The sequence below is a fragment of the Moorena sp. genome (genome assembly GCF_982860115.1).
Genome location: NZ_CEYLVT010000018.1, coordinates 6008 through 29175, shown reverse-complemented (window position 1 = coordinate 29175; position 23168 = coordinate 6008). Strand labels below are relative to the sequence as shown.

Below are 23168 nucleotides of genomic sequence, written 5' to 3'. Positions count from 1 at the left end.
CATCTTCTTTTATTAACTTTAATTAAACTAAACAGTAAAGGAGTAGTGTGATTTTAATTCAATTCAACTTGACCTAACTATCCCCTCTAGGCTTGACCTAGAAGATAAATTCTGGAAGATAAATCCTGTAGGCTTGAGTGAAACTTTATAATAGCTTTGCTGAAATTGGCTAAACAAGTAGTTTGGCTAAATGCCAGTATAGTGTTGGGACAAGTATAGGACAAATTAATGGCTCAGGAAAGAACTTTACCTAAAGTAGAGGATTACAAACCCATTACCAGCGCAGAAGGATTACTCCTTTACGAGGATATGATGCTCGGGCGCTTGTTTGAGGACAAATGTGCTGAAATGTACTATCGAGGCAAAATGTTTGGTTTTGTCCACCTCTACAACGGTCAAGAGGCAGTCTCAACAGGAGTCATCAAGGCGTTGCGTATGGGTGAAGACTTTGTTAGTAGCACCTATCGTGACCACGTCCATGCCTTAAGTGCAGGAGTGCCAGCACGGGAAGTGATGGCAGAGTTATTTGGGAAAGCAACAGGCTGCAGCAAGGGACGCGGTGGTTCAATGCATATGTTCTCACAAGAACATAATCTCCTGGGAGGCTATGCCTTTGTAGCTGAGGGGATTCCCGTTGCCACGGGTAGTGCTTTCCAAAGTAAATACCGTCGCGAAGCCTTGGGGGATGAGAGTGCTGATCAAGTCACCGCTTGCTTTTTCGGTGATGGAGCTTGCAATAATGGTCAGTTCTTTGAATGTTTGAATATGGCAGCCCTTTGGAAACTGCCCGTTATCTATGTCGTGGAAAACAACAAGTGGGCAATTGGGATGGCTCATGAACGGGCAACATCCCAGCCAGAAATTTATAAAAAAGCCAGTGTATTCGGCATGGCTGGAGTAGAAGTCGATGGCATGGATGTAATGGCCGTCAGAACTGTTGCCCAAGAAGCGATCGCTCGGGCTCGTGCAGGAGAAGGCCCAACCCTGATTGAAGCCCTGACCTACCGCTTCCGAGGTCACTCTCTGGCTGATCCTGATGAACTCCGCTCCAAAGAAGAGAAGGAATTCTGGTTAACTCGCGATCCCATTAAAAAGATGGCAAGTTACCTGACAGACAATAATCTAGCAACTCCCGAAGAACTCAAAGCCATTGAGAGCAACATCCAGGAAGTGATTAATGATGCAGTTGAGTTTGCCCAATCCAGTCCTGAACCTGACCCTAGTGAACTATATCGCTATGTTTTTGCTGAAGATTAATTAACTGAAGTAGGAAGTGTGAAGTATTTCATAGTTCACACTTTCTTAGTTAGGGTCTCAATCCTAGGAGTGCCATCGGCTGGTACCCAGGCAATGTAGGTGATACCGTGACCCAGGGCGTATTCTTTAATTTGTGCTGGTGAGCGTCCCCCTAAATCCATTTCTACCCTGACCAAATGCTCAGAATCTCTAAGTTTTTGGGCATAGGTAAAAGCGGTTGCCTCAGCTTCGGGCAATTCTGGCACCACTAACCAATCACTAGCTGGTGTTTGGCTCGGTAGTTGATTACTGGACAGTAAGACATAATGAAGGTCTTCTAGGTTGAGGCAAAAACCAATTCCAGGGTAGTTTTCTCCTTGAGGATGATATAAACTCAGCAATTGATCGTACCGCCCTCCCTGACCTAAAACTCGGCTAGAGCCCTCGCTACTACTGACTACTTCAAAGACAATACCAGTGTAATAGTCAAAGGTTTGTACTAATGTTAGGTCAAGAACGATCGGTAAGGGGCTAGCGGAACTACTATTTAAAAGTTCCACCAGGGATTTGAGATTGGTCACAATCTCGTGTTCTGATGAGTCTAAATCCAAGCTAGCAACCTTTTGCAAAACATCAGCAGGGTCTCCCCTCAGGTCAAACAGAAACAATGCCCGCTCTCGCAATTCTGGGGATAGGGGTAACGTTTCTAGGCTAACCCGGTCAAGATAGGCAATGGCTTGACGAACCTTTTCTTGCATAGGTTTGGGGAAGGGAGACAAAAGCGATCGCGTTAGCCGAGCTTCCCCCAAAATTAGGTGCCATTGTTGTAACCCTAAATCATTAAGACAATCAGCTAGCAACAGCAGAATTTCCCCATCTGCCAACAGCCCGCCAACTCCCAATAATTCTACCCCCGACTGGTAAAACTCTAGTTGACGTCCGTGGTGACCTATAGTTGGTCTGCGAAATACATTGGCATTGTAATAGAGTCGCTGGGGTAAGGATAGGCAGGCTTCACTATTACTGCCAGCAATACGACTAACCATTGCTCTGGCTATGGATGCCGTTAATTCTGGACGCAGCCCCAGCGTTCCTTCCTCAGCATCGTGCAACTGAATAACCGTGGAACGTTCCACAGCTCCTCCTGCCATCAGAGTATCCAACCATTCTAGGGTTGATGTGATAATCCGGTGGTAACTCCAGCGGTGAAATACTTGCTGTAAGTGGTTAGCAATCCAGCGTTTTTGGGTAACTTCTAGGGGGAGTAAATCCCTTGCCCCTGGGGGTGGTTGATGAATCATTACTTTTTCTTTCCACCAAATAAACCACCAAATAACCCACCACCATTAGATTTATTCGACGGTTTCCCTTTAGCTGCTTCAGGCGACACCTTTGACTGGTTACCGCCACTTTTGAGGGTGGATTCATTGATAACCTGTTTGGCCTTCAATGCTCTTTCGTTCTGAGGATTCAATTGCAACGCCTTATTAATGTGTACTTTAGCCATTGTCCCCTTATTTTGCTTCAAATAAGCAATTCCCAATAAACTATGGCAGTCGCTATTGTTTTGGTCCAACTTGAGAGCTTCTCGTAACTCCAGAACTGCCGCAGCAAAATTGTTCTTGACCAAATATCCTTCAGCACGTCGGATATAGCTATCCACTCGTGATACTCCCTTAGGCCCAACCGACTCTCCCTGTGATGTGCCAGCGGTACTAGTCTGACTCTTTGGCTGGGTCACACCAGTTGCTTGAGTTTTAACAGGGGTTGAGACAGGAGTTTTTACCGTTTGGCCCTTACTACTTTTACACATCAGATAAACTAGGTTAAGTTCACTGATTTCGGCAATTTTTGCCAAGGCTTTGTCAAGGGCTTGGTATTGCTCTGATGCTAGGTGGTCAACTGAGCTTCTGTAAAGATTATCTAAATTTGCCCCTGCTTGTAATAATTGCTTAGCCGTTACGCTAGCTAGGGAAATTTTATCTCCTTGAGCCCCTAAGCGCTTACTCAAGTGGCTTAGACTAGCAGCATAGTCACGATGACCTCTAGAGAGCTGTTCATAAGCGGGATTAACCAGCCGTGTTAACAGCAGATTTGCTTGTTTTTTTTCCGCTTCGGTACTGGCTTTGCAACTGTCGGGATGCAAACGTCTAGCAATTTGAAGGTAGCGTTGACGGACTGCCTTAACATCCGCATCAACCGGAATTCCTAAAACTGCGTGGTAGTCAGTGAAATCAAGCTTGAAGAGTCCGTATTCAATTTTCAAAGACATAGGCAACTGTCCCATCTCAACTGCTGCAAGGCTCGTTTCTAGTATCTCTTAGATTAGAGAATCTGGGTTTGTTTGGGTAATAAAAAGCAGCTGCTTCGTTGAAGAAGCAGCTGTAACTAGCTAATGGTGCGACCATAACGCGCACCGCGTCGGCTTTGCCGAAAGGCGCGCGCAAAGCGGTGCGAATTTGATTCTTAATGGTAAGAGCGCACCTATAGTGCAATTAGATTACTTTAATTCTTTCTGTAAGCTTTAGTAATCAAAATCGCCACCCATACCAGCACCAGCAGGAGCATTGTCCTTAGGCTCAGGCTTGTCTACCACAATACACTCAGTGGTCAACACCATACCTGCGATGGAAGCGGCATTTTGGAGAGCAGAACGAGTTACCTTAGCTGGGTCAACGATACCAGCTTCAAACATATCTACAAACTCACCATTGGAAGCATTGTAGCCAACGTTAAATTCTTTTTCTTTAACTCGCTCAGCGATCACCGCACCATTCTGACCAGCGTTCTGGGCAATTCGCTTCAGAGGTGAAGACAAGGCACGAGAAACAATCATAGCACCAGTAAGTTCTTCAGCCTTTAGGTTCTCGTTTGCCCAAGTTTCTAGGTTAGGAGTCAGGTGAGCTAAAGTTGTGCCACCACCAGGGACAATACCTTCTTCCACAGCTGCCTTGGTAGCGTTGATGGCATCTTCCAAACGCAGCTTGCGGTCTTTCATTTCCGTTTCTGTCGCAGCACCCACTTTAATCACTGCGACACCACCAGCCAGCTTAGCTAAGCGCTCTTGCAGTTTTTCTTTGTCGTAGGAAGAATCGCTTTCGTCCATCTGACGGCGAATTTGGTCACAACGACCCTTCACTGCATTTTCGTTACCTTCAGCAACGATAGTAGTGTTGTCCTTAGTTATGGTCACACGACGGGATTTACCCAGCATTTCCAGCTTGGCATTGTCAAGCTTTAGACCTGCATCTTCAGTGATTACTTGTGCGCCAGTTAGAGTAGCAATGTCCTCCAGCATAGCCTTACGGCGATCGCCAAAGCCAGGAGCCTTGACAGCTGCCACATTCAAAACACCCCGTAGGCGGTTGACCACCAAGGTTGCCAGGGCTTCTTTTTCAATGTCCTCAGCAATAATCAGCAACGGCTTGCCAGAACGAGCCACTTGCTCAAGTACTGGCACCAGGTCTTGTACCAGGGTAATTTTCTTGTCAGTGAGCAGGAGGTGAGGTTCTTCTAGAATTGCTTCCATCCGCTCAGTATCAGTCGCAAAGTAGGGAGAGATATAGCCTTTGTCAAAGCGCATCCCTTCGGTAATTTCTAGTTCAGTGGTCATAGACTTCCCTTCTTCAAGGGAAATCACACCCTCTTTGCCCACTTTGTCCATTGCGTCAGCAATCATCTGACCAACGGTCTCATCGTTACCCGCAGAGATAGAACCAACTTGGGCAACGGCTTTAGAGTCTTCTACTGGACGAGCATGTTCAGCAATCTTGTTCACCAGAAACGCAGTAGCTTTATCAATACCACGCTTCAGGGCGATTGGGTTAGCACCCGCAGCAACGTTGCGCAAGCCTTCTTTGACCACAGCATGAGCTAGTACTGTAGCGGTTGTAGTCCCATCACCAGCAGCATCATTGGTTTTTGAAGCTGCTTGCCGAATCAGAGAAACACCAGTGTTTTCAATGTGGTCTTCCAGTTCAATCTCTTTAGCAATGGTGACACCATCATTAACAATTTGAGGAGCACCAAACTTCTTCTCTAACACTACGTTGCGACCTTTTGGTCCAAGGGTGACAGCTACAGCTTCAGTCAGAGTGTCCATTCCCTTTTCTAGGGCGCGACGAGCATTTTCGTTGTAAATAATGCGCTTAGCCATAGGTTTTGAATTCAGTTCCTAAGGGTTATTAAGGTTGAAGGTAAAAGGTTGAAGGTAAAAGGGTTGAAGATTTAAGGGTTCAACTTGTCTGCCTTCAAGGTGTTAGCTGACGACTGCCAAGATGTCTTTCTCTGACAACAAAACGTACTCTTCGTTGCCTAACTTAATATCGGTACCAGCGTACTTTGAGTAAAGTACCTTGTCCCCTACTTTGACTTCGAGAGCAGCGTGAGAACCATCATCGTTGCGCTTGCCAGGTCCGGTGGCTACAATTTCCCCAACTTGAGGCTTTTCCTTAGCGTTATCCGGTAGTAGGATACCGCCAGCAGTTTTTTCTTCAGCGGCGCTTACCTTAACAAAAACTCGATCCCCTAAGGGCTTAACGGTGGAAACACTCAGAGTTACAGCTGCCATATCAGTTTTTCCTCTCTACTTCATCTGAGCCGATTTAGCACTCTCAGCTCCTGAGTGCTAATTTACTCAAAATCAGCAGGAGATGGCAATAAATACCTCTGTACGGGTTCCCGAACTCATAGTAGGTTAACAGATGGCGAATGCACGGATGATATAGCTTTGAGTTATTCTCTGTGTATGCGTATCAGTATGCTGTAGCTTGTACCTGTTTCATTGAAGGTTTGACCTTAGTCCCAGGAATTGCTTAAAACAAGAGAACTGCAACCATATGGACTGCTGATCACTGATAACTAAAATAAGCAAATAGATATAACAGGTATATTCTTACTCTCGCCCTTTCCACTCATCCTCACACAAAAGCCCTAAAACTCATGCCAGCAGACAAAACTGAGCCCTCAGCTACCCAAGCATCTGATTCTGATAATTCTGAAATTTCTGACACTTCGACTTTCGAGGGATCACAGCAAATTACCCTAGCAACTAATGTAAAGAGCTTAGGACTTAATCAAATTCAGCGCCACATTTTCCTGTGTGCTGATCAAACTAAACCCAAATGCTGCTCAAAAGAAATTAGCCTTGAATCCTGGGAATATCTCAAAAAACGCCTTAAAGAGCTAAAACTAGACCAGCCAAAGGATGTTCAAGCAAGTTACATTTTTCGTACCAAGGCTAATTGTCTGCGAGTCTGTACCTCTGGTCCTGTCATGGTAGTTTACCCAGACGGTGTTTGGTATCACAGTGCTACCCCTGAGGTGATTGAACGTATTATTCAAGAGCATATTATTGGCAACCAAGTTTTAGAGGACTATGCTTTTTTAGTTCATCCTTTGCCAGAAACTCTTCAAGCATCTGCTTCAGACTACCAGGCAATGGAAGCAGATCCTCCGCAACCCCAACCAGGTTAACATCCTAATCGTCATGAACCCCACCTTTGCGACGCAACGGGTTCTAAAATCTACTGACTTGGCCAGCTTAGGCTTCCGGGGGCAAAGTTCAAGTTCAGTCTTTTCCCTACCAACCCTAATTATGGTGAGGTAGGATTATTGGTTGGAGAGTTATAGCAGCTTGGTAACTTCCAAGCATTAGAAAAGGCAAGAGGTACTACCACTATTTACGAAAATTAAGCAAGCAAATTATAACAAACGTTACAGTTATGAAGGACAATGCTGTAAGAGAGCAAAAAAAACTGCTGCTGATTGATGATGACCCCAACCTCATATTGTTAGTCAAGGACTACCTAGAGTTTCGGGGATACGAAGTCATTACTGCTGAACATGGGAAAGAAGCTCTGGACATTTTAGAGCAGGATATTCCTGATATGATTATCTGTGACGTGATGATGCCAGAGATGGACGGCTATACCCTGGTAGAAAAGGTCAGAGATGATTCTCGCACCAGCTGGATTCCCATACTATTTCTCTCAGCCAAGGGTCAAAGCCAAGATCGAGTAAAGGGACTCAATAAGGGTGCGGATGTTTATATGGTTAAGCCCTTTGAGCCAGAAGAACTGGTAGCACAGGTGGAATCCTCCCTCAAGCAAGCTTCTCGTCTAATCCTTCACTCAGGTTCTGGTCCAGACAGCACACCCAAAATTAAAGTTCCTTACGATGTTGAGTTGACTCCTACTGAGCTAAAGGTTGTCCAGTTTGTGGCAAGAGGTATGGCAAATCGGGAAATAGCTGAGAAACTGAATGTTTCTCAGCGCACCATAGAAAGTCATGTATCGAACATGCTAGGGAAAACTGGTCTCCATAACCGTACTGAATTAGCTCGTTGGGCAATTGAAAATAGTATGGCATAACGCTCCATACGCTGATTGGTAAATCCTAGAAAGCCAACCTTGACCGTTAACTAATCACACAAGGACTAAGCTCGTGAGCCCAGAAACTATTGTTAACAATCCCTCGCCACCGGCAGAGTCAGCTCCGGCTGGGGGGGCACCTTATGACCTAACTGAATTCGATGCTAGGGTCATGAAAACCTATGGACGCTTTCCTATTGCCTTAGAGCGGGGTGCCGGTTGCCATGTCTGGGATACTTCCGGGCGAGACTATCTTGACTTTGTGGCAGGGATTGCTACCTGTACCTTAGGTCATGCTCACCCAGTTGTGGTAGAAACGGTAATTAAGCAAATCCAAAAGCTAAACCATGTTTCCAATCTTTACTACATTCCAGAGCAAGGGGCATTAGCGAAGTGGCTCATTGACCATTCTTGTGCAGAACGAGTATTTTTCTGTAACTCGGGAGCGGAGGCTAATGAAGCTGCTATCAAACTGGCACGGAAATATGGCCACACTGTTCTCGAGATTGAACAGCCAGTGATTTTGACCGCTCAGGCCAGTTTCCATGGGCGAACCTTGGCAACAATCACAGCTACTGGCCAGCCTAAGTACCAGAAAAACTTTGACCCCTTGGTACCTGGGTTCGAGTACGTACCCTACAACAATATTCAGGCATTGGAAAATGCGATCGCAGATATTGATGAGGGAAATCGGCGGGTAGCAGCAGTGATGCTCGAACCATTGCAGGGAGAAGGGGGTGTTCGCCCAGGAGACCTAGACTACTTCCAGCAAGTTAGAAAGATCTGTAATGAAACTGGCATCCTACTGATTCTAGATGAAGTTCAGGTGGGTATGGGTCGCACTGGTAAATACTGGGGCTATCAGAATCTGGGAATAGAGCCAGATATCTTCACCAGTGCTAAGGGATTGGCTGGTGGCATTCCCATTGGAGCGATGATGTCTAAGAAATTCTGTGATATCTTCCAACCCGGAGAGCACGCTAGCACCTTTGGTGGTAATCCCTTTGTCTGTGCAGTTGCCCTATCTGTAGGAAAAACCTTGGAACAGGAGAATATTTTGCAAAATGTTCAGGTGCGGGGTCAGCAGCTGCGCACCAGACTCTCAGCGATCGCTGATAAATATCCCGAAGTTATTGAAGAAGTGCGAGGCTGGGGTCTAATTAATGGGCTTGAACTGAAATCAAATATTGATCTAACTTCAATCGATGTAGTTAAAGCTGTGATGGAACGGGGTTTGTTGTTGGTACCAGCAGGACCAAAGGTAGTGCGCTTTGTTCCTGCCCTAATTGTCTCAGCTGAGGAAGTTGACCAAGCGGCTCTTATCGTAGAGCAAGCCTTACAAGCTTTAGCTTAACCGTCAACCCTCAACCGTCAAGTATCAACAATCTCGATAATCTTGACCTTAACTTGACCCTCACCTAACTGAATTTGTAGTTCTTCTCCAGAAGCCAAATTCTCTGTAGACGAAGCAATAGTTCCCCCTGCGGTGCGCACTAGTGCATAGCCTCGTTGTAGGACTTTTTGAGGGTCAAGGCTATTGAGCTTTTCCTTGAGAAGTTGACAGTGCTGGTACCCTTGGCTCAGACGCTTTGATGTCACTTGTAACAATCGCTGATGCTGGAATTCAATCGCATTGTGTTGCTGGTGTAGTTGTTGGTCTAGAGCTAGGTGTCGCAATCGTGTTCGTAGATGGTGCAGTTTATGGCGAGATGCCTCTGTGATTTGAGTCACCGCTTGATAAAGGGTAGTCCGCCGTTGTTGATGTTGAGCATAAAGGGTCATCAGTTCTGGTACAGCTTGCTCCGCTGCTGCTGTAGGGGTGTGAGTACTGTAGTCAGCTACTAAGTCAGCTAAGGATTCATCCCGTTGATGACCAATACCGGTGATCACCGGTATTGAGCATTGAGCAATTGCTCGCACCACCCGTTCATCATTGAAACAAGCTAAATCCTCTGATGCTCCACCCCCCCGAGCTAATATCAGTAGTTTGGCTCTGCCATCCCGCTCGACTCGATCAATAGCGTTAACTATTGATGCGATCGCAAGTTCCCCCTGAACCTGAGCTGGTGAAAACAAGACTCGTAAACCAGGATACCGTTGCTGTAGTGTACGTTTAATATCTCCCCAAGCAGCCGCTTGGGGAGAGGTAACCACAGCAATAGTTTCAGGATGAATCGGCAGGGGGCGCTTTCGTTGTGGGTCAAATAATCCTTCGGCTTCAAATCGTTGGCGTAATTGGCGTGAGCGCAAGGCTTGCAACCCCTCACCCGCCGGTAAGGCTTGCCAGACATTCAGCTGATACTGTCCCCGCTGAGGATAAACTCGGAGGCTGCCCAAAATAATCAACTGTTCTCCTACTGCTGGTAACTGCACCAGCTTGCTTAACTGGCTCCTCCAGGCTACACACTGTATAGTAGCCTTGGCATCTGGGTCTTGGAGGGTAAAAAACATCCCTTTTGGATGGTGGTTGCTACTAGAAACTTCTCCAATCACCCAAACTCTATGGAGTTGGTTATCTTCCTCTAACAACTCTTGGATATAGTCGGTTAACCCAGCAACCGACACAATTGCTTCTGAGAATAGGGAATTGATTGTAGATGAGTCCAATGCGCTGAACGCGCCCCTATCAGAAAATCCCACTAGTGCCTTTAAGATAATTTCTTTACAAGCAAGTACTTTTGTACTATACTTTACCCAAGTAACTGATCCTCCTCAGCATTCCTACCCAGCTTAACCAAGCAGTGTTGCAGAAAGCTCAAGGAGCTTAAACAGTTAAAATGGATCATTAATTATAGTCTATAACTCCTTGAGCAACATCCCCTCTCAATCCCCCATGTTTATTGAGGGGGAGAATTAAAACTACAAAACCCGTCCCGATACAGTAAATTTTTTGAGGCATCCATGGCTACCCCAATCACAAACAGTCCCGAAAAAGAAAAAGCTCTGAACCTGGTACTAAAACAAATTGAGCGTAGTTTTGGTAAAGGTGCCATCATGCGCTTGGGTGATGCCACCCGCATGAAAGTGGAAACAATTCGGAGTGGGGCAATTACCCTAGATTTAGCCTTGGGGGGTGGTCTGCCAAAAGGTCGCATTATTGAAATTTATGGTCCAGAAAGCTCTGGTAAGACAACCCTAGCGTTGCATGCTGTCTCAGAAGTCCAAAAAGCTGGGGGAGTTGCAGCGTTTGTTGATGCAGAACATGCTCTTGATCCTACCTACTCCGCCGCTTTGGGGGTTGACATCGAAAACCTTTTAGTATCTCAACCTGACACAGGGGAATCAGCCCTAGAAATTGTGGATCAACTGGTTCGTTCTGCAGCAGTGGATATCGTTGTGATTGACTCCGTAGCTGCTTTGGTACCCCGTGCAGAAATTGAGGGGGAAATGGGTGACAACCAAGTTGGGTTACAGGCGCGGTTGATGAGTAAAGCGCTGCGAAAAATTGCTGGTAACATTGGTAAGTCTGGGTGTACTGTTATTTTCCTCAATCAGCTACGACAAAAAATCGGCATCACCTATGGTAGCCCAGAGGTGACTACGGGTGGTAATGCACTTAAGTTCTATGCTTCAGTTCGCCTGGATATTCGTCGCATTCAAACCCTGAAAAAATCTAACGAGGGGGAATATGGGATTCGTGCTAAAGTTAAAGTTGCCAAAAATAAAGTTGCTCCTCCTTTCCGCATCGCAGAGTTTGACATTATTTTTGGCCAAGGGATTTCCCGCTTAGGGTGTCTGGTGGATTTAGCAGAACAAACCAAAGTCATTCTGCGCAAGGGAGCCTGGTATAGCCACAATGGGGACAATATTGCTCAAGGTCGGGATAATACAGTTAAGTATTTAGTTGAACATCCCGAGTTTGCTGAGAATATTGAGCAGCAAGTACGTCAGGCTCTCGACATGGGAGCAGTAGTTTCCGCTAACTCAGTGGCTCCTATGGATAGCAAGGACGGGGATAGCATCGAAGCAGGAGATGAGGAAGCTTAATTTATTAGCAGTAAGTGGTCAGTGGTCAGGATTGCTGACGGCTGAATCCTGACCACTGACCGCTGATACCTTAATGCTTACAATTCACTTTTCTTGAGTGTCTTGAGTGTACTTTCTAATTAAAAAGCGGTCTAGAATTTCTAACTGCTGAGCCGGAGTTAGTTCAGAAGAGGTTGCTCCTTCAAGCTCTTGCATTTCTTGTGCAGAGTCAACTGATCCAAATACGTCTGTTTCTTCCCCGTGTACAAATGGGTTAGTATCTTTGCTGATCTGATCTTGAGATAAGGATGAGGCAGTTGTTGCTTGATCACTGCTTAAGTTGTTTTCTGCTGCTAAAGCTTCGATTTGGCCTAGGATATCTGAGCTAATGTTCTCTACAGTCTTAGTCTGTTCGCAAAAGAAAAAACAAAAACTAATGCTAGCGAGTTGAACATACTCCCCATCCTGGAGCAGATGAGATCCTTTGACTCGTTTTCCATTTATAAAGGAACCATTAGTGCTCTTAAGGTCAATTAAGTAAAATCCCTGCTTCTGAATGTGCTGAATCACAGCATGATGTCTAGACAAACGCTTCTCGGGGAGCTGTATTGCTGACTGGCGTCCCCGACCGATTGTCCAAATTGCTTGAGGCTGGAGCAGGGTTTGACTTTTACCATTCACTAGGTTAGTCAGCAAATAGGCTTGTTGACCCTGAATGACACCAGCTACATATCGTGTTCCAAACAAGCCAATAGGATGGTTAGTTTTCTCCAGCTAAAGATTTTTTGTCTCGTAGAGTGTATTGATGCTTTTCAATAAAATCTAGACGAGCCTAAACATTTAGTTCACACCTAATCCGAGCCGTTAGAGAGGCTATGCTCACCATAGCTTCCTTAATCTTCTTATCCTACTACTATACCCTGAGATTCCTCTGTGGATCCAAGGAATGTCAAGGTTTTCCTACTAGAATTTTCCTTCTGCCTTATTTTCCAGGCGAAATAGCCAAACCATCAGGATAACTACACCAATTTGCAGAGCTAAGTTAGGCATGGCAGTAGCTACAGGTTGACCAGCAGCTAACTGGGCTAGAAAAACCATTGCACCGATAAAACCAGAGGCACCGAAGGCAATATAGATAAACTTTCTTAAGCCTCGGTAGGGATGTTGGGCTTCTGCTTTTAGCCTGGCATACTTCTCTGGATTGATTTTTTGCCGAGAGACTTTGGGATTGGGGTCAGGATTTTTTGAGTTCGAGTTTGTCATTAATGGTTTACCCTAACTTAGCTGACTGATTTACTATTGTAATATTTGCTATAGTAATAAATTGGTGCCGATGTAGCTCAGTGGTAGAGCATTCGATTCGTAATCGGACGGTCGGCGGTTCAAATCCGCTCATCGGCTTTAGGTAAACATAGAGCTATCAGCTATCAGCTATCAGCTATCAGCTTTTGAATCAAACAGGTAAGCATTGGAATAATGCTGAGTTAAGTTAGCTGACGGCTGACCACTAACGGCTGACGGCTGATGGCTGACCGCTGACCGCTGACCACTGACTGCTTACCCAGCTTTTATCCCACTTTTGAGGATATTAAACGTTAAATAGGAGCCACCTTTAGGTATGATCTTAAAAAAGTATGAAGTTAGTCGTGTCAAAAGCTCAGATGGTTTTTGATCTAGGTTACCAATTCTAGAACTTTCACCATCGGAGCAATGTCTCACCTAGTGCTTCATCTTCCGTATTTCATATCTTCTTGGGAGAACTCAACATGGTAACCCTCAAAATCGTTGTTTATATAGTTGTTAGCTTCTTTATTGGCTTATTTGTGTTTGGCTTCTTGTCAAACGACCCATCTCGTAACCCTAAGCGGAAGGATTTCGAGTAAATAGCGATCGCTCAACTAGAGATAGCCACAGCTCTTTAACACGGGACTATCCACACAAAACCACGCTCTTAGAGGAGGGTGGTTTTGTTTTTATGCATAATTAATAGTATTATCGGCTGTCTTTGTCGATAACCCCTTTGGAACTACAATCGTGGGGATTTAGTCAAGGATTGTTGGTCTGAATAGTAAAACACCAGCCAATTAGTTAAAAATGCCCCAGCCAGTTCAGCCGCCGGTCGTACCCGCAATTATTCAAACCGTTAAACCTTCCCAGACCACTAGCCACCTAGATGAATTATCTCAAAAAATAACTGTTTCGGCACAGTACCAAACAAAGCCAAACCAGGTACTGCTCAAACCATACCCCACAGGAAACCTCAAGATTGAGGCTTTACCAATATTAGGCACAGACAAAAGCGCTGCTAGCTTAGGTTTACCCATTTCCCGAGCAGTGGGCCAGACCTTGCCAAGAATAACAAACAGCCAAGACAATTGGCAACTAGGGCAAGGAAAACAGTGGCAACAAGCTTTTCTAAAACCAGGAATCAAGCAACCACTCTATCCTGATTTAACCTCCTTACTCAAGAGTCCAACTCCAGAAGCACCATCAACTCTGGAACCGGAATTTTCGACTAGGGTTTCTCCTAGGTTTTCCTCGTCGGTTACTTCCGAGACACCCAACGTTAAAGATCAGGAGCAATCGGTTATCTCCAAGGATCAATTGCAGCCACTGAGCCAACCTGATAGCCAACCTGATAGCCAACCTCATATTAAACCTGAGCTAACACCTGAGCCTGGGAATCAAGAAAGATTCTTCGCTGTTAACTCTTACCCCAAACGATGTTCTACTCTCGAAACCTTACCCAGGCCAGATGACCCCTTGAGCATCAGTCCAAATTGCCCTTTGCCATTTCTTAGGAGCAAGCGTATTATAGCTCAAGAGCGGGGGGGAGAGACTAGAGAATTTGAGTTAATCATCCCTGAACAATCTAACCCAGCTTCCCTAGACGAGACTACACCACCATCAGACCAAGACTTGTCTCAACCCCAATCTGGTTCCGAGTTAGATTCCGAGGTTACTGGTCCCACAATTACTTTCGATACTAATGAGCCAGACATACTTGAACTGACTTCAGACCGTCAGGAGTATGACCAAACCAGACAAGTGATTACAGCGGTGGGCAATGTTACCTTGCGGTTTCAAGATGCCTTACTAGAAGCTGACCGTTTGCAAGTAAACTTGCCTAATAAGATTGTGGTTGCGGATGGGAATGTGGCTCTGACCCGTGGTAACCAGGTGCTAGAGGGAGAGCGCTTTGAGTATTATTTTGTTCAAGATACTGGTGTGGTTTTGAAGGCTAGGGGAGAATTTGTCAGAGCAAGTTCAGATTCTGGGCCACCCCCCCCAACTCAACCGGTCAGTCGCCGAATTATTAATAGCCAGCCCTTAACTGGAATTAGTAATCCCGGAGCCTTTGCCGTTCAGTTTGGTGCTCGGGTTATTCCCAATGCTGAAACTGGGACAAGCACAACAACCCTAGAATCCCCTGACATAGAAGGGACTATCAATCGATTCCGCTATGAAGCAGACCGGGTGGAGTTTGACGGGTTAGAAGGAGTTGCTACTAATGTCAGAATTACCAACGACCCCTTTTCCCCACCAGAGTTGGAGTGGCGCACCAGAAATGCTCGATTTCGGCGGATTTCCCCAGAAGTAGACGAAGTAGTTGCCAAGAATCCTCGACTTGCGTTTGATCAAGGGTTTTCCTTGCCTACATTTCGTGAACGGTTTGTGATTGACCGCCGTGAGCGGCAACCGAGTTTATTGGATTTTGGGTATGATGATGACGACCGGGGTGGTGTGTTTATTCAGCGTGGCTTCAAGGTGCTTGACACTCCCTCCGTCAGGTTTACTCTAACACCACAGTTCTTTCTTCAAAAAGCGATTCTTGGAGACAATGATGAAGATGAGAACAATGATGCAGAAGGTGGTGGCGTAATTGATCCGGCTAACTTTGGTTTGCTTGTTGACCTCGATGCTTTCTTAGGTCCACGGACTACACTGGTAGGTTCCGCAGCACTCACTAGTCTGGATCCTGAGGATCTAGAAAACGAATCTCGGGGAAGTTTGCGGCTCCGACAAACTATTGGCACTACTTACCCTCATCGCCTGACCTTGGAATCCAGCTACCGCGATCGCCTTTTCAATGGGTCTTTGGGTTTCCAAACCGTTCAGAGTAGTATTGGGGGTATATTTGAATCACCGACAATTCCCTTAGGGAAAACTGGCTTGACTATTCGATATCAAGCTGGGGTTCAGCGCATTAATGCTAACACAGATCGAGTAGACTTGCTACCTCTGCCACCTCGGGATAACAATCGGATTAATTTGACCCGTTATCAAGGGAGTGCAACCTTAACTTGGACACAACCCCTTTGGCAAGGTAAAACTTTGCCAGCAACTGCTGAAGAAGGTATGCGCTATACACCAGCACCACTGCTTCCCAATATTCAACTGAATTCATCCATTACGGGTGTGGCTAGTGCCTATAGTAACGGTGATTCTCAAGAGTTTCTCCGTGGGAACATTGGCTTAACTGGGCAATTCGGTCATTTTTCTAAACCGTTTCTGGACTATACGGGTTTTAATATCAGCTATAGTGAGGTAGCTTTAGGAAATACATCACCATTTTTATTTGACCGAGTTGCAGATACTCGTATTCTTAATGCTGGTGTTACCCAACAACTCTATGGTCCGTTTCGAGTGGGTTTCCAGACTTCCCTAAATTTAGATACTAATCAGGAAATTAGCACTGATTTCTTTTTAGAGTATTCTCGTCGAACCTACAATATTTTATTGCGCTATAATCCAGTTCAACAACGGGGTTTAGTTGGTTTACGAATTAATGATTTTAATTGGACAGGTGCCACAGAACCTTTTGATACATTTAGCAACAGCTGGGAGGATGATTAGGGATTAGGGAGTAGGGTGTAGGGTGTAGGGAGTAGGGTGTAGGGTGAATAAAATTAAATGGCTCTGATAGTTATCAGAAACGTTAAAATTATTTGTGTGGAAATATAAACCCTACCAAATTAAGCTCCTGGATAGGTTGGGCATCTCAGATGAAGACTCATAAGCATCGGTCAGTCTGTGGGAAATTCAAGCAGCGGTTAAATAACGCCGTTAAACGCTGGTTTAATTTCCCTAAAAATTTTCATAGCCGCACCACACAACCCATATATCCTAATCGGGGAGAGCCTTATGCTCCCTACAAACCTCCCTTAACTACTCAGCCACCTAACCACAGCAATGGCGTAACTAATCATACCTGGCTCCCTGGTCATCGGCTACAAAAGGGTAAGTATACCATCGAAAAGAAACTAGGACAAGGTGGCCTGGGGATTACGTATTTAGCACTAAATAATCAAACAGGCGATCGCATAGTTATTAAAACTATCCTAAATGATGTGCTCCGCCAAGATAATCTATTAGAATATTGGAAAATTTTTGCCAATGAAGCAGTAAAATTAGCCCAATGTAGCTGTGGGAATCCCCATCTAGTATCCTTATCTGAAGAAATCATCCGAGAAGATGAACTTCCCTGCCTAATCATGGAATATATCGAGGGGGAAACTTTATCGGATATCATTAACCAAAAGGGTGTGCTCTCAGAAGAGCAAGCGCTGCTCTACATCGGGCACATTGGTAGCGCCCTCAAGGACATTCATCAGCAAGGGTTGCTCCATCGGGATGTTAAACCTAATAATATCATGGTGCGGAACGATGGTTCTGGTGCTGTGTTGATTGATTTGGGTATTGCCACTAAGTTTGTCCCTGGGATTAAACAAACTTATCTTTGTGCTTTGACTGCAGGTTATGCTCCTCTCGAACAATATCAGTGGCGTTCGCAACTCGGTCCCTACACCGATGTTTATGCTTTGGCCGCTACCTTGTACGTTCTCTTAACTGGACATCAACCAGTAGCAGCTGACGAGCGGAATAAGGGAGCTGTATTACCACCACCAAAGGATTTTAATCCCCAGATTAGCCATCGCATCAATCGAGCCATTATCCATGGCATGAATTTGGAGGCAAGGTATCGCCCTCAATCTATACCAGAATTTTTAAACTTACTGGGTATTGAATTACTAAAGAATAATAACTCTAATAATAGCACAAATAGCACCAATAATCAACCACAGACAATAGCTAAAGTTGGAGACTTTTATCTAGAACGTCCCCAAGATACTGAGTGTTATCAAAGGATTTTACAACCAGGCGCACTAATTCGTATTAAAGCACCGAACCTGATGGGTAAAACCTTACTCAGTAATCGCATTCTTGCTTATGCTAAGTCTAGGGGTTATGGCACGGTTTATTTGAATCTGAATCAGTTACCTTGCCATGACTTGGATGTATTTTTACAGTCGTTTTGTGTGCGGTTTGGTGACAACTTAGGCTTATCAGACCAGTTGGATCAGTATTGGAGTCAACGATTATATAGTAAGGTAAATTGTCAACGATATTTTGAGCAGTATCTATTAGCATCTTTATCCAGTCCTGTAGTTTTGTGTTTGGATGAAGTCGATCGCGTGTTTCCTTATCAACAAGTAGCTGGAGAATTTCTAGGGTTGCTGCGCACGTGGCATGAGGATTCTAAAAATAATCAACTTTGGAAAAACCTGCGGTTGATTGTGGTTTATTCTACGGAAGTTTATATTGAATTGGATATTAATCAGTCTCCTTTTAATGTGGGAGAAGCAGTAGAGTTATCCGACTTTGATTTAAATAACATTCATAGTTTAGCTCATCTCTATGGGCTAGATTTATCCATTGAATCAGGGAAACAATTAAGGAAAATGGTAGGTGGACATCCTTATTTGTTGAAGCTGGCTTTCTCTACTCTTAGTAAAAATTCCAACATGACTATGGAGCATCTGTTAGAAACCGCCCCGACCGAATCAGGGATTTATCGCCATCATTTGCGAGAACTTTTAAATAATCTCATTCTCCATCCCAATTTACTAAACGCTTTCAAAAAACTACTGACAACTACTAAAGCTTTGCGTCTGGATGCTAAGGCAACTTATCTGTTAGAAAGTCTGGGATTAGTCAGAGCAATCGGTAATGATTGTATTCCGAGATATAATTTGTATCGTCAGTATTTTAGTAACAGGATTTTATAGATAGGGAGCGGTCAGCGGTCAGCGGTCAGCAGTCAGCCATTGGCTGAAAAATTAAAACTTAAAACTGATAGCTGAAAACTTAAAACTGATAGCTGATAGCTGATAGCTTCTGTATTCCCTACTCCCTACTCCCTACTCCCTACTCCCTTCCTTATCATGACTAACCAATCAACAATCTACCAAGTTGGGGGAAGTTTACCTCAAGATGCCACAACTTATGCTAAGCGAAAAGCTGATGATGAAATTTTTCAGGCTTTGATGGCTGGGGAATTTTGTTATGTGCTCAACTCGCGACAGATGGGTAAATCCAGTTTGCGGGTACAAACTATGAAGCGTCTCCAGGAAGCAGGAGTGGCCTGTGGTTGTATCGATTTTACCATGATTGGGAAAGAGAATATACCGGTAGAGATGTGGTATTCAAGCTTGATAGTGATGCTGGTGTCTCAGTTTAAGCTATCAGGTAACTTTGATGAAGAGGCTTGGTTTAGAGATACAGAGCACATCGCTCCTTTGTTAGGATTTGGCAAGTTTATTGAATCGGTATTGTTGGCAACTATTCCGGAAACTATTGTTATCTTTCTAGATGAAATTGACAGTATTATTAAATTAGAGTTTAAAGATGATTTCTTTGCCTTTATTCGCAGTTGTTATAACAAACGAGCCGAAAATCCAGTCTACAATCGCCTGAGTTTTTGTTTGCTGGGAGTAGCAACTCCAGCAGATTTGATTCAGGATAAACAGCGCACTCCCTTTAATATTGGTCGGGATATTGAACTGACTGGCTTTACCTTGGAAGAGGCGAAAACACCACTGCTCCCTGGTTTGGTAGGGAAAGTGGATAATCCTGAACAGGTGTTAGGTGAAATATTGACCTGGACAAGGGGACAACCGTTTCTGACCCAGAAGTTGTGTAAGTTAATGGTGGAGCATTCTCAAGCTTCCCCCTTATTAAGGGGGACGGGAGGGGGATCCCATTGCAGCACTACAGTTGTACAGGTCGCCCGTACCCAGATTATTGACAATTGGGTATCTCAGGATAAGCCAGAGCACTTGAAGACCATACGCGATCGCATTCTCAGAAAGGAGCAACGGGCGAGTAGGCTGTTGGGATTGTATCAGCACGTATTAGATCAGGGTGGTATTGCCGCTGATGGCAGTGAAGAACAGACAGAATTAAGGCTATCGGGGTTGGTAGTGGAGCGGGATGGCTGTTTGAGGGTTAACAACCGGATTTATGGCAGTGTTTTCGATCGGGATTGGGTTAAGCAGGAATTAGCTAGACTCCGTCCCTACTCTGAAGCCTTTAGCGCTTGGGTTGAGTCTGGATGTAAGCATGAATCCCGTTTGTTGCGGGGGGTGGCGTTACAGGATGCTCAAGCTTGGGCTAGGGGTAAACGTTTGAGCGATTTAGATTATCAGTTTTTAGCGGCTGGTCAGGAATTAGACCGCAAGGTATTGGCACAAGAAAGTCGAATATTAGCTAAAGCCAATGATACCTTAACTCAAGCTCAAACGAAAGCGAAGCAAACCATGCGGATAGGGGGTTTAACACTGGGTTTGTTCTCAGTTGTAGCAATAATTATTGCTATAGTGACTGGTATCTACGCTGAGGAACAAGTTAAGAAAGCACAGAAAGGTACGCGACTAGAACAACAAGGGGTTAGTATTTTACGAAGGTTACCAGGGGATAATGGTTACTATGGCAATCGAGAGCTTTTATACTCAGCCATGGAGACTGGGCAACAACTATATAATATCGTGAAAGATGGTCGCCCCCTGGATAACTATCCTGCTATTAGTCCTCTCTATGCTTTACAGCAGAGTCTTAGTAAATTCAAAGAAAAGAGAAGATTTAAAGGAAATCAAGCCTGGGCATGGAGTGTAAGTTTTAGCCCAGATGGTATCCTGGCTACCGGATTATACGACAATACGGTCAGACTATGGGATTTACAGGGCAATCAATTAGCAATTTTTGAAGGACATCAATCCTGGGTAAATAGTGTAAGTTTTAGCCGAGATGCTAGGATGCTTGCTTCTGCATCAAAGGACAATACGGTCAGACTATGGGATTTGCAGGGAAAGCAATTAGCTGTTTTGAAAGGACATCAATCTTCGGTCAATAGTGTCAGTTTTAGTCCCGATGGTCAGATACTCGCTTCTGGCTCAGACGACAATACGATCAGAGTCTGGGATTTGCAGGGAAATCAATTAGCTGTGTTTGAAGGACATCAATCCTCAGTCAATAGTGTCAGTTTTAACCGAGATGGTAAGATGCTCGCTTCTGGCTCAGACGACAATACTGTCAGAGTCTGGGATTTACAGGGAAATCAATTAGCTGTGTTTGAAGGACATCAATCCTCAGTCAATAGTGTCAGTTTTAACCGAGATGGTAAGATGCTCGCTTCTGGCTCAGACGACAATACTGTCAGAGTCTGGGATTTACAGGGAAATCAATTAGCTGTGTTTGAAGGACATCAATCCTCAGTCAATAGTGTAAGTTTTAGCCCCGATGGTCAGAAGCTGGCTACGGCATCATACGACAAAACTGTCAGAATTTGGGATTTAAATGGAAAGCAATTAGCACTGTTTAAAGGACATCAAAACTCGGTCAATAGTGTCAGTTTTAGTCCCGATGGTAAAACCCTGGCTACGGCATCAGTGGACGATACTGTCAAACTCTGGGATTTAGAAGAAAATCCATTAGCACTGTTTCAAGGACATACTGATTCGGTAAGTAGTGTCAGTTTTAGCCGAGATGGTAAAACCCTGGCTACGGCATCAGCGGACAAAACAGTCAGACTCTGGGATTTACAGGGCAATCCATTAGCACTGTTGAGAGGACATCAAAAAGGGGTATCAAGTATAAGGTTTAGCCGAGATGGTAAAACCCTGGCTACGGCATCATCCGACACAACTGTCAGACTGTGGGATTTAAAAGGAAAGCAATTAGCTGTGTTGAGAGGACATCAAGACTCGGTAGAAAGTGTACATTTTAGCCCCAATGGTAACAGGCTTGCTTCTGGATCATGGGATGGAACTGTCAGACTCTGGGATTTACAGGGAAATCCATTAGCTGTATTGATAAAACATCAAGCCCCGGTAACTAGTGTAAGTTTTAGCCCCGACGGTAAAACCCTGGCTACCGCATCATCCGACACAACTGTCAGACTCTGGAATTTACAGGGAAATCCATTAGCTGTATTGATAAAACATCAAGCCCCGGTAACTAGTGTAAGCTTTAGTCCCGATGGTAAAACCCTCGCTACGACATCAATGGACAAAACTGTCAGACTCTGGGATTTAGAGGGAAATCCATTAGCTGTGTTGAGAGGACATCAAGACTCGGTATTAAGTGTAAGTTTTAGTCCCGATGGTAAAATGCTGGCTACGGCATCAGTGGACAAAACTGTCAGACTCTGGGATTTACAGGGAAATCCATTAGCTGTGTTTAAAGGACATCAAGACTCGGTATTAAGTGTAAGTTTTAGCCCCGATGGTAAAATGCTGGCTACGGCATCAGAGGACAAAATGGCCAGACTCTGGCCAGTGGAAGATTTAGGTGAAATGCTGGCTCGGGGCTGTAAGTTGCTTGAAGATTACTTTGTGGATAATTTTGAAGCTTTAGAAAGCTTAAGCTCATGTCAAGATTCAGTTGACAAAGTAGCAGTAGCTCCCGGTCTGGTTAAACAAGGTGAGGAGTTAGCGAAAGAGGGGGATGTTGATGGTGCTATTGCTAAGTTTAAAAAAGCCAAAGAATGGAATCCACAGCTAGAAGTCGAACCAGATAAAAAAGCCAAACAGCTAGCAGCACCCGCTAAAGTTAAACAAGGTGAGCAGTTAGCAAAACAGGGTAAATTAACCAAAGCCCTATCTCTCTATAAACAAGCACAACAACTAGATCCAAACCTAGACATTGATGCTAATTCTTGGAACGCACTCTGTTGGGATGGTAGCCTCCATGGATATGCTGCTGATGTAATGGATACCTGTGAAAAAGCAGTAGCAAAAGAACCTGAAAATGGAGGAATAAAGGATAGTCGTGGTTTGGCTAGGGCTTTGACTGGGGATACCCCAGGAGCGATATCAGATTTTCAGGCATTTGTAGACTGGAGCGATGATGATGAGTTGAAAGCAAAACGGCAAAAATGGATAGATGAGCTCCGGGCTGGTAAGAATCCTTTTACGGAAGAGGTGTTGAAGGGTTTACGTTGGGAGTAAGGCTGGTAAGATGCAATAGGCAATCGGCAATAGGCAATAGGCTGTGGAACTGGCATCTTGCCAGTGTCATGCTTATTGTCGGGCGGGCATCAAGCTGTAGAACTGGCATCTTGCCAGTGTCATGCTTATTGTCGCGCGGGCAGGATGCCCACTCTACTGATATTGATTAGGCTGTAGAACTGGCATCAAGCTGTAGAACTGGCATCAAGCCAGTGTCCATAGATTGTCGGGCGGGCATCTTGCCGTAGAACTGGCATCTTGCCGTAGAACTGGCATCTTGCCGTAGAACTGGCATCTTGCCGTAGAA

Annotated in this window: 16 protein-coding genes and 1 tRNA gene; 10 read left to right on the top strand and 7 right to left on the bottom strand. The window is 44.8% G+C overall.

All coding sequences use genetic code 11. The features are described from left to right. The first annotated feature begins 228 nt into the window (after positions 1-228). On the top strand, positions 229-1257 hold the full coding sequence (pdhA, locus tag AC4II3_RS05455; protein WP_488007332.1) for a pyruvate dehydrogenase (acetyl-transferring) E1 component subunit alpha: 1029 nt from the start codon (positions 229-231) through the stop codon (positions 1255-1257). Between the two features lie 35 nt (positions 1258-1292). On the opposite strand, the gene AC4II3_RS05450 is transcribed toward pdhA, so the two are convergent. The 4 genes from AC4II3_RS05450 to groES form a co-directional block, all read right to left on the bottom strand. Then, positions 1293-2537, bottom strand: a complete 1245-nt coding sequence (locus tag AC4II3_RS05450) for an ATP phosphoribosyltransferase regulatory subunit (protein WP_488007330.1) — start codon at positions 2535-2537, stop codon at positions 1293-1295. Beyond that, positions 2537-3508 (bottom strand): J domain-containing protein, encoded by a 972-nt coding sequence (locus AC4II3_RS05445; RefSeq protein WP_488007328.1) that lies wholly within the window; start codon positions 3506-3508, stop codon positions 2537-2539. The genes AC4II3_RS05450 and AC4II3_RS05445 overlap by 1 nt, the downstream gene beginning before the upstream one ends. 252 nt (positions 3509-3760) lie before the next feature. Further along, positions 3761-5392, bottom strand: a complete 1632-nt coding sequence (groL, locus tag AC4II3_RS05440; protein WP_488007326.1) for a chaperonin GroEL — start codon at positions 5390-5392, stop codon at positions 3761-3763. Between the two features lie 102 nt (positions 5393-5494). Continuing rightward, the gene (gene groES / locus AC4II3_RS05435) at positions 5495-5806 is read right to left on the bottom strand and encodes a co-chaperone GroES (RefSeq protein WP_008180318.1); all 312 of its coding nucleotides are present in this window, start codon (positions 5804-5806) and stop codon (positions 5495-5497) included. Positions 5807-6177: 371 nt separating this feature from the next. Here groES and AC4II3_RS05430 point away from each other — a divergent pair, with 371 nt between their 5' ends. From AC4II3_RS05430 to AC4II3_RS05420, 3 genes are all read left to right on the top strand, one after another. Then, positions 6178-6711, top strand: a complete 534-nt coding sequence (locus AC4II3_RS05430) for a (2Fe-2S) ferredoxin domain-containing protein (protein WP_488007323.1) — start codon at positions 6178-6180, stop codon at positions 6709-6711. Positions 6712-6959: 248 nt separating this feature from the next. After that, a complete protein-coding gene (locus AC4II3_RS05425) occupies positions 6960-7607 on the top strand; it encodes a response regulator transcription factor (protein WP_293098893.1) in 648 nt (215 codons plus the stop codon). 73 nt (positions 7608-7680) lie between these two features. Beyond that, on the top strand, positions 7681-8961 hold the full coding sequence (locus AC4II3_RS05420) for an acetylornithine/succinylornithine family transaminase (RefSeq protein ID WP_488007321.1): 1281 nt from the start codon (positions 7681-7683) through the stop codon (positions 8959-8961). A gap of 17 nt (positions 8962-8978) precedes the next feature. On the opposite strand, the gene xseA is transcribed toward AC4II3_RS05420, so the two are convergent. After that, positions 8979-10214 (bottom strand): exodeoxyribonuclease VII large subunit, encoded by a 1236-nt coding sequence (xseA, locus tag AC4II3_RS05415; RefSeq protein ID WP_488007320.1) that lies wholly within the window; start codon positions 10212-10214, stop codon positions 8979-8981. A 294-nt stretch (positions 10215-10508) separates the two neighbouring features. Between xseA and recA the strand changes: the two genes are divergently transcribed. Beyond that, positions 10509-11594, top strand: a complete 1086-nt coding sequence (gene recA, locus AC4II3_RS05410; RefSeq protein WP_488007318.1) for a recombinase RecA — start codon at positions 10509-10511, stop codon at positions 11592-11594. An 84-nt stretch (positions 11595-11678) separates the two neighbouring features. On the opposite strand, the gene AC4II3_RS05405 is transcribed toward recA, so the two are convergent. Beyond that, complete coding sequence (locus AC4II3_RS05405; RefSeq protein ID WP_488007316.1) at positions 11679-12320, bottom strand: FHA domain-containing protein; 642 nt, start codon at positions 12318-12320, stop codon at positions 11679-11681. Between the two features lie 216 nt (positions 12321-12536). Further along, complete coding sequence (locus AC4II3_RS05400; RefSeq protein ID WP_488007314.1) at positions 12537-12836, bottom strand: DUF3493 domain-containing protein; 300 nt, start codon at positions 12834-12836, stop codon at positions 12537-12539. 66 nt (positions 12837-12902) lie between these two features. Between AC4II3_RS05400 and AC4II3_RS05395 the strand changes: the two genes are divergently transcribed. The 5 genes from AC4II3_RS05395 (at position 12903) to AC4II3_RS05375 (ending at position 22861) form a co-directional block, all read left to right on the top strand. Next, positions 12903-12974 (top strand) — tRNA-Thr (locus tag AC4II3_RS05395). Positions 12975-13339: 365 nt separating this feature from the next. Further along, positions 13340-13456 (top strand): photosystem II reaction center protein I, encoded by a 117-nt coding sequence (locus tag AC4II3_RS05390; protein ID WP_293074282.1) that lies wholly within the window; start codon positions 13340-13342, stop codon positions 13454-13456. A 211-nt stretch (positions 13457-13667) separates the two neighbouring features. Then, on the top strand, positions 13668-16430 hold the full coding sequence (locus AC4II3_RS05385; RefSeq protein ID WP_488007312.1) for a DUF3769 domain-containing protein: 2763 nt from the start codon (positions 13668-13670) through the stop codon (positions 16428-16430). Between the two features lie 149 nt (positions 16431-16579). Further along, positions 16580-18643 (top strand): AAA-like domain-containing protein, encoded by a 2064-nt coding sequence (locus AC4II3_RS05380; protein ID WP_488007310.1) that lies wholly within the window; start codon positions 16580-16582, stop codon positions 18641-18643. Between the two features lie 156 nt (positions 18644-18799). Further along, positions 18800-22861, top strand: coding sequence for a WD40 domain-containing protein (locus tag AC4II3_RS05375; protein WP_488007308.1), 4062 nt, complete (start codon positions 18800-18802; stop codon positions 22859-22861). Positions 22862-23168: the final 307 nt, after the last annotated feature.

Bases quoted from the DNA above. Each gene is read 5' to 3' on its own strand.
- pdhA (WP_488007332.1), top strand. From the start codon at position 229: ATGGCTCAGGAAAGAACTTTACCTAAAGTAGAGGATTACAAACCCATT.
- AC4II3_RS05450 (WP_488007330.1), bottom strand. From the start codon at position 2,537: ATGATTCATCAACCACCCCCAGGGGCAAGGGATTTACTCCCCCTAGAA.
- AC4II3_RS05445 (WP_488007328.1), bottom strand. From the start codon at position 3,508: ATGTCTTTGAAAATTGAATACGGACTCTTCAAGCTTGATTTCACTGAC.
- groL (WP_488007326.1), bottom strand. From the start codon at position 5,392: ATGGCTAAGCGCATTATTTACAACGAAAATGCTCGTCGCGCCCTAGAA.
- groES (WP_008180318.1), bottom strand. From the start codon at position 5,806: ATGGCAGCTGTAACTCTGAGTGTTTCCACCGTTAAGCCCTTAGGGGAT.
- AC4II3_RS05430 (WP_488007323.1), top strand. From the start codon at position 6,178: ATGCCAGCAGACAAAACTGAGCCCTCAGCTACCCAAGCATCTGATTCT.
- AC4II3_RS05425 (WP_293098893.1), top strand. From the start codon at position 6,960: ATGAAGGACAATGCTGTAAGAGAGCAAAAAAAACTGCTGCTGATTGAT.
- recA (WP_488007318.1), top strand. From the start codon at position 10,509: ATGGCTACCCCAATCACAAACAGTCCCGAAAAAGAAAAAGCTCTGAAC.
- AC4II3_RS05400 (WP_488007314.1), bottom strand. From the start codon at position 12,836: ATGACAAACTCGAACTCAAAAAATCCTGACCCCAATCCCAAAGTCTCT.
- AC4II3_RS05390 (WP_293074282.1), top strand. From the start codon at position 13,340: ATGGTAACCCTCAAAATCGTTGTTTATATAGTTGTTAGCTTCTTTATT.
- AC4II3_RS05385 (WP_488007312.1), top strand. From the start codon at position 13,668: ATGCCCCAGCCAGTTCAGCCGCCGGTCGTACCCGCAATTATTCAAACC.
- AC4II3_RS05380 (WP_488007310.1), top strand. From the start codon at position 16,580: ATGAAGACTCATAAGCATCGGTCAGTCTGTGGGAAATTCAAGCAGCGG.
- AC4II3_RS05375 (WP_488007308.1), top strand. From the start codon at position 18,800: ATGACTAACCAATCAACAATCTACCAAGTTGGGGGAAGTTTACCTCAA.